The organism is Variovorax ginsengisoli (assembly GCF_030811835.1).
In the GTDB taxonomy this organism is placed as follows: Bacteria; Pseudomonadota; Gammaproteobacteria; order Burkholderiales; family Burkholderiaceae_C; genus Variovorax; species Variovorax ginsengisoli_C.
The window spans coordinates 319,276-333,018 of record NZ_JAUSRO010000001.1 but is presented as its reverse complement, the minus strand read 5'-3'; the positions used below and the strand labels follow the sequence as shown (position 1 = coordinate 333,018).

Here is a 13,743-nt window from a genome sequence, read left to right as displayed (position 1 = left end):
GAAAGGGTCAGCCCTTGACGCTGCCAGCGGTCATGCCGGAGACGACGTAGCGCTGCACGAAGAGATAGAAGACGACGGCGGGCAGCGTGTACATCAGCCCGATGGCCATCACGGTGTGCATGGGCGTGCTCAGCTCGCCGACGAAGCCGGCCAGGCCGACCGACGCGGTCTGCAGGCCCTGGTCGCTGATCAGCGTCTGCGCGAACACGTACTCGTTCCAGCCGTGGAAGAACGCGATCACGGCCGCGGCAGCGAGGCTCGGCGCCACCAGCGGCAGCACCACGGTCAGCACGATGCCCAGGCGCGAGCAGCCATCGATGCTGGCGGCCTCCTCGATGTCGATCGGCACGCCATCGACCGCGCCCTTGAGGATCAGGGTGATCACCGGCACCGTGAACGCGGTGTTGGCCAGGATCAGCCCGGTCAGGCTGTTGAGCAGGCCCAGCTGGCCGAAGATCGCATAGAGCGGCACTACCAACATGGCCTCGGGCAGCATCTGCGTGACGAACAGCGCCACGCCGAGAACGGCCACCGCCCGCATGCGATAGCGCGACAGCACATAGGCCGGCAGGATGGCCAGTGCGATGCTGAGCGCTGCCGTGCCGAAGGCGACGATCGCACTGTTCCTCAGCCAGGACGCGACGGCGGTGGCGCTGAAGGCATGCGTATACACCGCCCATTGCGACAGGTCCGGCAGCAGGCGAGGCGTGGCCGCGAACAGTTCGGGCGAGGCCGTCAGCGACGTGACCAGCATCCAGTAGATCGGGAAGACCGCGACACCAAGCACGGCCAGCACCAGGGCGATGCGCAGCGCGTGGCGCCAGGACAGGGCTCGGCTCATCGCTGCCCCTTGGCGCGCTCGGCGCGCTGCGTGTAGCGGAAGTAGACGACCGTGATGACCAGTGCGATCGACAGGCCGACCATGCCGACCGCAGCGCCCTGCCCCAGGTCGCGGTAGACGAAGGCACGGCGGTACAACTCGATCACCATGGTGTTGGTCGAGCCGATCGGGCCGCCCTGCGTCATGAGCCAGATCAGGTCGAAACGGCGCAGCGACCAGATGGTCAGGAACAACGCCAGCAACGCCACGGACGGTTGGATGGTCGGCCAGACCACGGCGCGAAACACGCTCAGCCGATCCGCACCATCGATGACTGCGGCCTCGCGCAGCTCGGAGGACACCCCTTGCAGGGCGGCCAGGATGACGACCGAGGCGAACGGGAAGATCTGCCAGATGGTCGTCAGCAAGACGGCGGGCAAGGCCAGCATCGGGCTGTCGAGCCAGCTCTCGAACCCGGCCGCGACGCCCAGCGCACCGAGCAGGTGATTGAAGATGCCGTACTGCCCGTTGTAGATCCAGATGAAGGTCAGCGCGACGGCCACCGGTGGCGCGGCCCAGGGAATCGTCACCAGCGCCCGCGCGAGACCGCGTCCGCGGAATGGCGCATCGAGCAGCAACGCTGCACCCAGGCCCATGCCGATGGCCGCCACCACGCAGACAACCGTGTAGACGGCAGTGATCAGGAAGACATGGCGGAACTCCTCCTGCGTCACCAGGTCCGTGTAGTTCTGCAAGCCGACATAGGTGTGCTGCCCCGGCGACAGCAACGAGGTCGACGTGAAGCTCAGGTAGAGCTCCTGGACCAGGGGATAGCCCTGGAACAGCAGCAGGTAGATGGCCACGGGCGCCGCAAACCAGTAGGGCGTCCAGTCGCGACCGGTCTTGGGCGGCGACGCGGCGCCTGCCGACGATGAAGCAGCATGCATCGGGGAGGTCTCCGGTGGACGGCTTACTTGCGCAGCACGCGCGACGACACCAGGCGCTGCGCGTCGTCCATCGCCTTCTTCGGGTCGACGCCGCCCTGCAGGACCTTGAGCACCTGCTCCAGCACGATCTGCTGGATCTCCGGCGTCTTGACCTCCAGGCCCTGCACCAGCTGCGGCACGCTATGGGCGGACTGGTCGTCGTAGACCTTCAGCCAGGGCCGCTTGGCCACCAGCTCCGGGCTGCGCTCGATCACCGTGGCCACATTGCTGGCGCCCAGCAATTCCTGCAGGTCCTTCTGGTTCTCGGGCTGCAGTGTCCACTTGATGAAGGCCTCGGCGGCGGCCTTGTGCTTCGTGTTGCTGTTGATCGTGAGCGCGGTCAGGACCATGCCCTGGGCGCGCGTCGGGAAAGGAGACGGTGCCGCCTCGAACGCCAGTTCCGGCGCCTGCTGGCTGAAGATGCCTGCCACGCCGCCGTTGTCGATCTCGATGGCCACCTTGCGTTCCCAGAACATGCGGCGGTACGTCGAGGCGTCCGCGCCCTTGGGAATCACGCCCGCGTCGTAGACCTTCTTGTAGGCGGTCACACCTTCGACGACCTTGGGGTCGTTCAGTGTGAGGTTGCCTTGCGCATCGCTCCACCGGCCTCCAAAACCGTAGACGAAGTTGCACACGTCCTGCCAGAAGCCGTTGCCTTCGGCCATGGTGGCGCGGTACGCGTAGCCATAGATGCCGTTGCCCGTCGCGGCCTTGGTGGCGGCGAGGAACTCGTCAAAGTTCGCCGGCGGCTTGCCGCCCTTGAGCAGCGCCGGGTTGTACAGCATCACGTAGTTGCTGAGCTCGAAAGGCACGCCGTAGCGCTTGCCGTCGATGAACATGTACTTGTCGGGCGCCGTGAACCTGTAGCCGCCTCCCTTGAGCAGGTCGTCCAGCGGGAGCACGCTCTTGCTCTGCACGGCGGCGTAGTAGTCGATGCCGTCCATGCGCACGAGGTCAGGCCCTGCACCGCCGCCCATCTGCGTGAAGACCGTCTTGGCGAAGCTGCCGAAGGGAATGGCGATCGGCTGGATCTCCACGGTCGCCTGGCTCTTGTTGAATTTCTCGACCCAGGCCTTGAGGCGCTCTCCCCGGCCAGCCTCGCTGAAGGTGACCGCCGCGAAGGTGAGTGTTTCCCTGGGTTGTGCCAGGGCCACCTCGGGGCGGCCCGCGACCATCGCGGCGACAGCGACAGCCCCGAACAGGGCGCGGCGACGGGATGGGATGCTGAGGGTGTGCATGGGCTTGTCTCCTGCTTGTTGTTGAATGCCTCGACGTGGCCCGAAAGGGCGGCTTTCGCATGACTGAGGCAGAGCGTCAGCGCAGTCCGCAACGCCCGGGTGTCGAACGTAGTATGTCGTGATATTTCACAAGTATCGATAGGGTTTACCACAGCACGATACTCACTTTCCGCAATCGATCGCTACGCTCAGCGCTTGGCAGGAGCAGATATCAACAACTGAAATATCAGATGCGAATTCGTGTGTCAGCTCGCTTCAGGCGCGCCGGAACGCCCGAGGCGCCGACCGCGCAGCATCGGGCTCAGAGGTTGTCGAAATCGCTCATGCTGCAGTCGAGCAGCACGGGATCGATGTCGCGCTCCAGCACATCGAACATGCCATCGACGAAGCCGATGAGCGCGTCGGAAGCCTCGATGGCCTGCTCGGCATGGCAGTTGGCGACCGCGTCGAGCAAGGCCAGGTGGACGTCGATGGTCTTCGACAGTCCGTCGCCGGGCGACACCTTGCTGTGGTACAGCCATCCGGTCCGGCGGAAGATGGTGTGCAGTGGGCGCAAGGTGTTCTCGACGAACGGCTCGCCTGCCGCGGCCAGGAACAGGCGGTCCAGGCGACGGTCGATCACGTTGAAGGCATCGATCGTCATCTCTGCCTGGTTCTCGCGCAGATGGCGCTTGAGATGGAGCATCTGGTTGCGATGCGACGAACTCGACTTCTCGGCTGCCAGCCGGATCACGAAGCGCTCCATGTCGCGCCGCAGCCGCAGCAGGATGCGCTCGCGCGCCAGGTCGATCGGCGCGACCTGCAAGCCACGGCGCGGATGCACCCGCAGCAGCGTGTCCCCGGCCAGCCGCGTGACCGCCTGGTGAACAGGAGTACGCCCCAACTGCACGAGTTCCTGCAACTCCTGCATCGCCAGATAACGACCGGGCTGCAGCTGGCAGGTCACCAAGCGCTCTTCGATGGCCTCGTGCGCCTGCGCATACAGGTTGCGGGGATTGCGCCCCACACTGGGGCCGTCCGTCGGTGCCTGCGTCTTGGTGGCGCAGACGCCGACCGGCCGGGAACGCTGCGGGGCAGTAGGGGGCAAGGGGGTCTCCGAAGGCAAGCGAATATACGCTGGCATCTTAGAAGGATCCGAACAGGCTCCTTGCATGTCAGGGTACAGCCGGCCGCGTCGTGCTCAGCCGGCGAAACGCGCGAAGGTCTCGTTGAGCCGATCGATGTAGCGCGCCTTGGCGGCATCGTCGATGAAGCTGCCCTCGAAGCTGTTGGCTGCAAGCTGCCAAGCGTGCTGCGCCGTCAGACCGGTGGCAGCGAAGGTCTGCAGAAAGTTCTCGTTCATGTAGCCGCCGAAGTAAGCCGGATCGTCGGAGTTGACCGTGGCGACCAGCCCGGCATCAAGCAGCGTCTTCAAGTTGTGCTGTTTCAGGTCGGGGAACACGCAGAGCTTGAGGTTCGACAGTGGGCAAACGGTCAGCGGGATGCGGTCCTTGGCCAGACGCGCCATCAGGACTGGATCCTTTGCGCTCTGCACGCCATGGTCGACGCGCTCCACCTTGAGGACATCGAGCGCGCTCCACACATAGGCCGGCGGGCCCTCCTCACCGGCATGCGCCACGAGATGCAGCCCGAGTTCACGGCAGCGCGCGAACACCTTCGCGAACTTCTCCGGCGGATGGCCGACTTCGCTCGAATCGAGGCCCACGCCGATGAACTTGGTCGCATAAGGCAGCGCCTGCTCGAGCGTCTCGAAGGCCTCTTCCTCGCTCAGATGGCGCAGGAAACAGAGGATCAGCGCGGCGCTCACGCCCAGCTTCGCCTCGGCGTCGACACAGGCGCGGTGCAGGCCCTCGATGACCACCTGGATGTCCACGCCCCGCGCAGTGTGGGTCTGCGGGTCGAAGAACATCTCGGTGCGCACCACGTTGTCGGCGGCTGCGCGTTCGAGGTAGGCCCAGGCCATGTCATAGAAATCCTGCTCCTTGAGCAGCACGCTGGCGCCGGCATAGTAGATGTCGAGGAAGCTCTGCAGGTTGGTGAAGGCATAGGCACGGCGCAGCGCCTCCACGTCGGCGTAGGGCAGCGCGACGCCGTTGCGCTGTGCGAGCGCAAAAATCAGCTCAGGCTCAAGCGAGCCCTCGATATGCATGTGGAGTTCAGCCTTGGGCATCGCGCACAGCAGCGCGGGCAGGCGTTCGGCGGGAATATTGAATTCGTGGGCAATCATGACGTCACTGTACGTCCATCGCACCCCGCGCGCGAGTGTCCCGCGCGGCGTCACACGGCATTCATCTGCCGTCCATGGTCGGCAGCGAGAATCACCGCACCCATGAATACCTGGAACCTGAAGCTCTTCGCGCTCATTGCCGGCGGCCACCAGCCCGACAGCGGGCTGCTGCGCGTGGCATCGTTGCTGGCGGAAGGCTCGACCTGGCTGTGCGCCGCACTCATCCTGGTGGCGGTGTTCATGCAGCCGGCCGTACGTTCCCACATCGCGCTGGTGCTCGTCGTCGCGGCGTTCGCGTCCATGGTGTCGCGCGAACTGGCCAGCGCCATCGGCGCGCCACGCCCGTTCATGCTGGGGCTCAGCCCGGAGCACATCTCGCACGGGGCACGCGCGGGCCTGCCCAGCACACACGCATCGGTGATGTTCACCGTCGCCTTCATGCTCACCGCCGACTTGCGGCTGCGCACGATCGGTCTTGCCGTGCTTTCCATGGCGATCGCGACGGGCTGGGCGCGCATCTACATCGGTGTGCACTTTCCGGCCGACGTCGCGGCGGGCGCAGTGCTCGGCGCCTGCATTGCCGGTGCTGCCCAGGCGGCCATCCAGGGCGCGAACCGCCTGCGTACGCGCGCCGATCCGCAACTTGCCTGGCTCACACAACGCCTGGCCGGTCCGGGTCTCGGGCTCTGGCTGCTGGGCGGCTTCGCCATGGCCGCGGTAGGACTCGGCCTGAACATGCCGCTGACGATCGGGCCCGGCTTCGTCCTGGAGGGTGGCACGGTCGAGAACGGCACGCTCGTGCTCTATGTCGTCGCGGCCATGCTGGTGCTGAGGATGCGGCCACCAGCCTGGTCGTGGCGCGATGCGGGTGCACTGTGCATCGTGCTGCTCGCGCTGGCAGCACACGATGCCAACCTGCACGTGGCGATGTTCGACATGGACCTTCTGCAAGCCCGCTTCCCGGGCGTCGGAGCATCGCCGCAGATCGCGCTGGCCATTGCCGTTTCAGGCACGGTGGCGGCGGCGGCGATCTGGCTGACCCGGCGTCTGTGGATGGTGTGGCGCAGCGCGCTCCTGCGGCGGCGCTGGCGTCCCGCCGCGCGCACGGTCGCCGCTTTCGGCGTCGCTCTGTTGACGGCCGGATCGCTCGATCAACTGCAAGCCATGCTCGCCGACGGCAACAGCCTGCGCCACCTGCCGGCCACACTGCGTTATCTGATGCTGAGCATGGAAGAAGTCCTTGAGTTGGCCCTGCCGGTGCTGGCGGTGCTCGGCCTGCTGCAGTTGCAGATGGGCAGGTACCCGACCTGGTTCCGCCGGAATGCCGACGGCTCCCACCGGGGCAGCCCCCGACTCGCCTAACATCGGCGCTGCGCGGCCCGCCCGGGCTGCACCCTTCCCCGCTCCTCACCGCTGTCCACACGTTCGCCCCTGCGCGGACGCCTCTTCCCATGGCACTGACCCGCCTTCGCGCCGAATGGGCGCCGCACATTCCGCGCGAACTGATGGCCGGCGCCGTCGCCACCTTCGCGCTCATCCCCGAAGTCATCGCCTTCTCCTTCGTGGCGGGCGTCGACCCGTCGGTCGGGCTGTTCGCATCGTTCGTGATCAGCATCGTGATCGCCTTCACCGGCGGCCGGCCCGCCATGATTTCCGCGGCGGCCGGCTCGGTCGCCCTGGTGGCGGCGCCCCTGGTGCACGCACACGGCCTGCCCTACCTGCTCGCCGCCGGCGCACTGGCCGGTCTGGTGCAGGTGCTGTTCGGCCTGCTTCGACTGGGCGTGCTGATGCGCTTCGTGTCGTCGTCGGTGCGCACCGGCTTCGTCAACGCGCTTGCCATCCTGATCTTCGCGGCGCAGATGCCGCATCTGCTGGGTGCGAACGCCGCCACCTGGGGGATGGTCGGCCTGGGGCTGGTGATCATCTACGGCCTGCCGCGCATCACTTCCGCCGTGCCATCACCGCTCATCTGCATCGTGGTGCTGACCGTGATCGCCTCCTGGTTCGGCCTGCCGCTGAAGACCGTGGCCGACCTTGGCACGCTGCCCGACGCCCTGCCGGTCTTCGCGTGGCTGGACGTGCCGCTCACCCTCGAAACCTTGCGGCTTATCGCCTTCCCGGCGCTGGCGATCGCCATGGTCGGCCTGCTCGAATCGATGATGACCGCCAGCGTGGTCGACGAACTCACCGACACGCCCAGTTCGAAGAACCGCGAATGCAGCGGCCTTGGTGCGGCCAACATCGCGGCCAGCCTGTTCGGCGGCATCGCCGGCTGCGGAATGATCGGCCAGACGGTGAGCAACGTGCGGTACGGCGGCCGCGGCCGGCTGTCGACGCTGTTCGCCGGCGTCTTCCTGCTGATCCTGATGGTGCTGCTCAAGCCCTGGGTGTCGCAGGTGCCGGTGGCGGCGCTGGTCGCAATCATGGTGATGGTGTCGGCCTCGACTTTCGATTGGGGATCGCTGCGCAGTGTCGTACGCCATCCCCGCCTGTCGAGCATGGTGATGCTGGCCACGGTCGTGGTCACCGTGGCCACCGACAACCTGGCCGCCGGCGTGGCCGTCGGCGTGATGCTCAGCGGCGTGTTCTTCACCTTCAAGGTGTCGCGCCTGCTCGCCGTGCAGGCCGAGGACGATCCGGGCACCGGCACGCGCACCTACCGCGTCACGGGCCAGGTCTTCTTCGCCTCGGCCGACGTGTTCGTCGATGCGTTCGACACGCTGGATACCGAGGACCGCCCTGTGCGCATTGACGTCACGCAGGCGCACTTCTGGGACGTGACTGCCGTCGCGGCGCTCGACAAGGTGGTGCAGCGGCTGCGCAAGCACGGCAGCACGGTCGAGGTGACAGGGCTCAACGCGGCGAGCGCGGTGCTGGTGGATCGGCTGGGGCCGCAACGCTGAGGTCACGTGCCGATCGCGCCACGGCCCCACCTCGACGTCTTACCCCACCGAGCGCGCCGAACTCGTCAGGGACCGCGCGCACTGGAGCAGGGGTGGCGCCAGCTTTCGCTCCACCTCCCCCAGAGTCCAACGGCCGGTCGGCGCGACCAGATGCACGCTTGCCACCGGCCTGCCCTGCGCGCCGAGCACGGATGCTGCGATGGTCATGTCGCCGAGGAACAGTTCCTCGCAGTTGGTCGCGAATCCACGCGAGCGCGTCTCGCGCAAGATGGCCATGATCGCGTCCACATCGGTGCGCGTGTGCACGGTGTGCGAGATGCGCTCGGCGCGTTCGACCAATGACAGTGCCTCGTCTTCGGGCAGCGCGCTGAGGTAGGCGCGACCGGAGGCGGTGCAGTACATCGGGATGCGACTGCCGATGGGCATGTGAACCGGAACGAAATGCGCGCTCACGAAGCGCGCGACGTAGACCATTTCCAGGCCATCCGGCTCGGTCAGGCAAGAGGTCTCGGTCGTCGACTTGGTGAGTTCCGACAGGAAGGGATTGGCCAGGTCGATGACAGGATCGGCCGCCAGGTAGTTGAAGCCGATCGCCATGACCCGCGGCGTCAACTGATAGCGCCGCGTCTGTGGGTGCTTGCGGACATAGCCCAGGCCTTCGAGCGTGAAGACCATGCGCTGCGCCGAACTCTTGGTGATTCCGACGGCCGCCGCCACCTCCGCCAAGGTCATCGTTCGGTTCTTCGCACTGAAGGCGCACAGCACCGCCAAGCCCTTTTCGAGCGACTGATTGAACAAAAGGCTGGCTTGCGGTTCGGGCACTTCGAGAGGGCTGGTCATGCGGCAAGTATAGCTTTGGCGCGCTATTGAATCGCATATCGATTCTTTCAAGTCGTATAGTGGATTTCTCTTATTGATATAAGCTTCGATTGAATCGATTATTGGCACTCTTCTTGCAATCGACCCACACAGCGTCGGATCGACCGCCGCGGTACCCATCTTCACTTGGAGTGTTCTCATGCACAGCTTCGCGCTTCGCTTCCGCCGCCTGGCCCTGGGCCTGCTCGCCACCACCGCCGTTTCATTCGCTGCCGCTCAGGGCGCGGCGCCGAGCTACAACGTCGGTGCGACGGCCACCGGCGTGCCCTTCACGTTCCTCGACGTGAAGACGAACACGATCCAGGGGATGATGGTCGACACCGTGACGGCGGTGGGCAAGGCGGGCGGTTTCGGCGTCAACATCCAGCAGACGGCATTCGCCGCGCTCATTCCTTCGCTGACCTCCAGCAAGATCGACCTGATCTCTGCCGCCATGCTCAAGACGCCGGCGCGGCAGCAGGTGGTGGACTTCAGCGATCCGGTCTATTCCTACGGCGAAGGTCTGATCGTGAAGGCCGACGATGCCAAGGCCTACACCTCGCTCGACGATCTGAGCGGCGAGATCGTGGGGGCGCAGGTCGGCACAGTCTTCCTGGACATGCTGAGCAAGAAAGGCGGCTTCAAGGAGGTGCGCAGCTACGACTCGGTCGCCGACATGACGCGCGACCTCACGCTGGGCCGCATCAAGGCCGGCCTCGCCGACCAACCCATCATTGCCTACCAGATTCGCCAGAACGCCTTCCCCGGCGTGAAGCTCGTCGGAAGCTACAAGCCAGTCAATGTGGGCGACGTCTGCTTCGTGGTGCGCAAGGGCGACACCGAGATGCTCACGCGGCTGAACAAGGCCATCGCCGCGGTGAAGACGGACGGCACGCTCGCGAAGATCATCCAGAAGTGGGGCGTCTGAGCTGCGTTTGTTGTCCGCCATGAATGCATCCGCCTTCCTGCAGAACGCCATCGACTTCCTCCCGATCCTGTTGAAGGGTGCCGTGGTCACCATTGAGGTGACCGTTCTGGCCTTCCTGCTCAGCAGCGTGCTCGGGCTGGCACTCGCGCTGCTGAAGCTGTCGCCGGTGCGCAGTGTGTCGGTGACTGCATCGACGGTCATCAACATCATCCGCGGGCTGCCGATCATCGTGCAGCTTTTCTACATCTACTTCGTGTTGCCCGACCTGGGCATCCAGCTCAGTGCCTTCCAGGCCGGCGTCATCGGCCTGGGCATCGCGTATTCGGCCTACCAGGCGGAGAACTTCCGCGCCGGCATCGAGGCGGTCGACCCGGGCCAGCGCGAGGCCGCGCAAGCAATGGGCATGCGGTCGACTCTGATCATGCGCCGCGTGATCCTGCCGCAGGCTTTCCGCATCGCGCTGCCGCCCTACGGCAACACGCTGGTCATGATGCTCAAGGACTCCTCGCTGGTTTCTACCATCACCGTCGCGGAGATGACGCGGGCCGGCCAGTTGATCGCCTCCTCCACCTTCCAGAACATGACGGTGTACACCTTGGTCGCCCTCCTCTACCTGATCATGAGCCTGCCGTTGGTCTACGGACTGCGCCGACTCGAACGGCGTTTCGGCGTTGGGGGCAGACGATGATCCGCATCACCGACCTGCAAAAAAGCTTCGGCGACCATCGGGTGCTCCAGGGCGTGAGCCTGCACGTGGACGCAGGTGAGGTCGTTTGCCTCATCGGGCCATCGGGCTCGGGGAAGTCCACCGTCCTGCGCTGCATCAACGGACTCGAGTCTTACGAGGGCGGCGAGGTGACGGCCTTCGGCCGGCGTGTCGATCGGCGGTCCGCCGACATCCACACGCTGCGCAGCCGCATGGGCATGGTGTTCCAGCGCTTCAATTTGTTTGCGCACCGCAGCGTGCTGCAGAACGTGATGGAAGGCCCGCTTTTCGTGAAGCGCGAGAGCGCCGCTCAGGTGCGACGCGAGGCGATGGCACTGCTCGAGAAAGTCGGTCTCGCGGAGAAGGCAGCGGCGTTCCCGGCCCAGCTCTCGGGTGGCCAGCAGCAGCGCGTGGCCATTGCGCGGGCGTTGGCGATGAAACCCGAAGCCATGCTGTTCGACGAGCCGACCTCGGCGCTCGACCCCGAACTGGTCGGCGACGTGCTCGCCGTCATGCGTACGCTGGCCGACGAAGGCATGACCATGATCGTCGTGACGCATGAAATGGGTTTCGCGCGCGAAGTCGCCGACCGCGTCTGCTTCCTGCACAGCGGCAGCATCGTCGAAGAAGGCCGGGCCGCCCAGGTGCTGGGCACACCGACGCATGCGCGCACCCAGGACTTCCTGCGCAGGGTGCTGCAAGCGCCGGTGACGCTGTCGGGGATGGAGCCGAAGTGACACGCCATCCATCAACGCCCTCCGCGCCCTCGCTGTGGGCCGCTACGGCCCCGCCTGCATCGCCGACACCGAAGCTGGCGGAATCCCTGAAGACCGACGTGCTGATCGTGGGCGGTGGCTTCACCGGCCTCTCGACCGCGCTTCACCTGGCCGAAGCCGGTTGCCAGGTCTGTGTGCTGGAAGCATATGAACCCGGCTGGGGCGCCTCCGGGCGCAACGGCGGCCAGGTCAATCCGACGCTCAAGCACGACCCGGACGAACTGGTGCGCCTCTACGGTGCGGCCAGGGCCGAGCCACTGATCGATGCCGTCTCGCATTCAGCAGACAACGTGTTCGATCTGGTCCGGCGTCATGCCATCGACTGCGCTGCGGTGCGCAGCGGCTGGCTGCAACTGGCCTACTCGGAAAAGGCGTTGGAAGGCATGCAATCGCGCGCGGCACAGTGGGAGCGACGCGGTGCCCCGGTAGACACGCTGGATCGCGCGGCGGTGGCGAAGCGAGTGGGAACGCAGGTGTTTGCAGGTGGCTGGCTCGACGGCCGCGCTGGCGGGCTGCAGCCGCTGGCCTACACGCGCGGCTTGGTGCGCGCCGTGCAAACCTCGGGCGGTCGCGTGCATGGGCAGACGCGGGTGACGGCACTGGAGCGACGCGGCACGCAGTGGCATGCAACCACCGATGGCGGCGCCACCGTCGTCGCGGAGCAGGTGGTGCTGGCGACCAACGGCTACACCGACGGACTGTGGCCCGGCTTGGCGCGCACGGTCCTGGCGGCCAACAGCTTCATCGTCGCCACGCAGCCCCTGACGGGCCCGGATGCCGACGCCATCCTCGCACGCGGAGAGACGGCCTCCACGTCCCAGCGGCTGCTGCTGTACTTCCGCAAGGATGCGCAGGGGCGCTTGCTGATGGGCGGTCGCGGCCACTTCAGGGACCCCACCGGGCCGCAGGACTTCGCACATCTGGAACGCTCTCTGGCGCTGCTGTTCCCGCAGCTTGGCCCTCTGCAGTTCGAGTACCGATGGGCGGGTCGCATCGCCGTCACGCGCGACTTCATGCCGCATGTGCACAACCCGGCACCGGGCCTCACGATGGCCCTGGGCTACAACGGCCGTGGCATCGCGCTGGCCACCAGCATGGGCAAACATCTGGCACGCCGCCTGATGGCTGGCCCCTCCGACTTTCCCTACCCGGTGACACCGATACAGCCCATTCCCATGCACGGCCTGCAGCGCTTCTACATCGCGGCGGGCGTCGCCTGGTACAGCCTGCTGGACCGCCTGTCGGGTTGATGGGCCATCGCTGGGCAAAACAGTCTGCCCCAGGCGTTGTTCAAGCGGGGACCCCCTGCGGCCGGCTTGCAGCCGTCTGCCGGGTGGGCGCCTCGCTCTGCGGCAGCGCCTGGCGCAACAGATCCGCGAGACGCGCGACCGTCGCTTCGGGCTGTGCCTGCGCACGATAGAGCCACAGGCTGATCGCTGGAAGTTCCGGCAGCCCGGCCGCCGACGCATCGAGCACCTCCACGCTGCGCGGCAATCCGAACGAGGTCCGCACTGTCAGACCCAGGCCCGCTGCGCTCGCCGCCCACAGCGCCGCCAGGCTCGAACTGCTGAACCCGTGGCGCCACGGAATGCCCGCACGGTCGAGCGCCGCCGTGGTCATCTCGCGCACCGGGCACGGCGCATCGAGCAGGACCAACGGCAACGGTTGCGCATGCCTGCCGCCTCCGGCCCGGCCCTTCGGCCACCAGGGCGGCCGTTCAGCGGCGTGATCGCTCGCAGCGCCGATCCATTGCAGCGGCGCTTCGAGCACACACTCGCCATGAGGCAGTGGCGCCTGGTTGCCCGTTTCCCAGACCAGGGCCAGGTCGAGTTTGCCCAGGCTCAGACGCTCGCGCAGTTCGGTGCAGCGCGCCATGCAGGCCTCGACCCGCACCTGAGGATGCGCGCGCGTGAAGCGGCCGAGCACACCAGGAAGCAACGTCTCGCCAAAGTCCTCCTGCAGCCCGAGCCGGACCAGGCCATGCAGACGGGCGCCGCGCATGGCCGCGGCGGCCTCGTCGTTGAGTTCGAGCAGGCGGTGTGCGTAGGCCAGCATGGTCTGGCCGGCGTCGGTCAGTGCCAGCCCGCGACCTGCCTTTCGAAACAGCGCCGTACCGGCCTGCGCCTCGAGCTTCTTCAACTGCGCGCTCACCGCCGAGGTCGAGCGGCCCAGCCTGTCGGCGGCGCGCGCGTAGCTGCCCAGCGCCATACCGGTCGCAAAGCTGCGAAGCACGTCGAGATCAAACACGGGGGAAGCCATGGAACAGTCCTGAATTGGTGGATGGTCTGGCCTATATTTTCT

The 13,743-nt window shown here is 66.4% G+C and carries 13 protein-coding genes; 6 read left to right on the top strand and 7 right to left on the bottom strand.

What is annotated here, in order from left to right; all coding sequences use genetic code 11:
• Positions 1-7 precede the first annotated feature (7 nt).
• The 5 genes from J2W36_RS01475 to J2W36_RS01455 all read right to left on the bottom strand — a co-directional run bounded on the left by J2W36_RS01475 (position 8) and on the right by J2W36_RS01455 (position 5,271).
• Positions 8-841 carry a carbohydrate ABC transporter permease gene (locus tag J2W36_RS01475; protein WP_307687885.1) on the bottom strand — a complete coding sequence of 278 codons (834 nt, stop codon included), beginning with the start codon at positions 839-841 and terminating at the stop codon, positions 8-10.
• Positions 838-1,767, bottom strand: coding sequence for a carbohydrate ABC transporter permease (locus tag J2W36_RS01470; RefSeq protein WP_307687884.1), 930 nt, complete (start codon positions 1,765-1,767; stop codon positions 838-840). Before J2W36_RS01470 ends, J2W36_RS01475 begins: the two co-directional genes overlap by 4 nt.
• Before the next feature lie 23 nt (positions 1,768-1,790).
• Positions 1,791-3,044, bottom strand: coding sequence for an ABC transporter substrate-binding protein (locus tag J2W36_RS01465; RefSeq protein ID WP_307687883.1), 1,254 nt, complete (start codon positions 3,042-3,044; stop codon positions 1,791-1,793).
• Between the two features lie 301 nt (positions 3,045-3,345).
• Positions 3,346-4,131, bottom strand: coding sequence for a GntR family transcriptional regulator (locus J2W36_RS01460; protein ID WP_307687882.1), 786 nt, complete (start codon positions 4,129-4,131; stop codon positions 3,346-3,348).
• Positions 4,132-4,224: 93 nt separating this feature from the next.
• On the bottom strand, positions 4,225-5,271 hold the full coding sequence (locus J2W36_RS01455) for an adenosine deaminase (RefSeq protein WP_307687881.1): 1,047 nt from the start codon (positions 5,269-5,271) through the stop codon (positions 4,225-4,227).
• A 102-nt stretch (positions 5,272-5,373) separates the two neighbouring features.
• Here J2W36_RS01455 and J2W36_RS01450 point away from each other — a divergent pair, with 102 nt between their 5' ends.
• Positions 5,374-6,633: a phosphatase PAP2 family protein gene (locus J2W36_RS01450; RefSeq protein WP_307687880.1), complete on the top strand. Its 1,260-nt coding sequence runs from the start codon at positions 5,374-5,376 to the stop codon at positions 6,631-6,633.
• Between the two features lie 89 nt (positions 6,634-6,722).
• Positions 6,723-8,174 carry a SulP family inorganic anion transporter gene (locus J2W36_RS01445; protein ID WP_307687879.1) on the top strand — a complete coding sequence of 484 codons (1,452 nt, stop codon included), beginning with the start codon at positions 6,723-6,725 and terminating at the stop codon, positions 8,172-8,174.
• Between the two features lie 39 nt (positions 8,175-8,213).
• On the opposite strand, the gene J2W36_RS01440 is transcribed toward J2W36_RS01445, so the two are convergent.
• A complete protein-coding gene (locus J2W36_RS01440; protein ID WP_307687878.1) occupies positions 8,214-9,014 on the bottom strand; it encodes an IclR family transcriptional regulator in 801 nt (266 codons plus the stop codon).
• A gap of 178 nt (positions 9,015-9,192) precedes the next feature.
• On the opposite strand from J2W36_RS01440, the gene J2W36_RS01435 reads away from it, so the two are divergent.
• Genes J2W36_RS01435 through J2W36_RS01420 form a run of 4 tightly spaced genes read left to right on the top strand, consistent with a single transcriptional unit; the run spans position 9,193 to position 12,692 of the window.
• Positions 9,193-9,960, top strand: a complete 768-nt coding sequence (locus tag J2W36_RS01435) for an ABC transporter substrate-binding protein (protein WP_307687877.1) — start codon at positions 9,193-9,195, stop codon at positions 9,958-9,960.
• Between the two features lie 19 nt (positions 9,961-9,979).
• Positions 9,980-10,648 carry an ectoine/hydroxyectoine ABC transporter permease subunit EhuD gene (gene ehuD / locus J2W36_RS01430; RefSeq protein WP_307687876.1) on the top strand — a complete coding sequence of 223 codons (669 nt, stop codon included), beginning with the start codon at positions 9,980-9,982 and terminating at the stop codon, positions 10,646-10,648.
• Positions 10,645-11,403, top strand: a complete 759-nt coding sequence (locus J2W36_RS01425) for an amino acid ABC transporter ATP-binding protein (RefSeq protein ID WP_307687874.1) — start codon at positions 10,645-10,647, stop codon at positions 11,401-11,403. Before ehuD ends, J2W36_RS01425 begins: the two co-directional genes overlap by 4 nt.
• Positions 11,400-12,692 (top strand): NAD(P)/FAD-dependent oxidoreductase, encoded by a 1,293-nt coding sequence (locus J2W36_RS01420; RefSeq protein WP_307687873.1) that lies wholly within the window; start codon positions 11,400-11,402, stop codon positions 12,690-12,692. Before J2W36_RS01425 ends, J2W36_RS01420 begins: the two co-directional genes overlap by 4 nt.
• A gap of 40 nt (positions 12,693-12,732) precedes the next feature.
• On the opposite strand, the gene J2W36_RS01415 is transcribed toward J2W36_RS01420, so the two are convergent.
• The gene (locus tag J2W36_RS01415; protein ID WP_307687872.1) at positions 12,733-13,701 is read right to left on the bottom strand and encodes a LysR substrate-binding domain-containing protein; all 969 of its coding nucleotides are present in this window, start codon (positions 13,699-13,701) and stop codon (positions 12,733-12,735) included.
• Positions 13,702-13,743 lie beyond the last annotated feature (42 nt).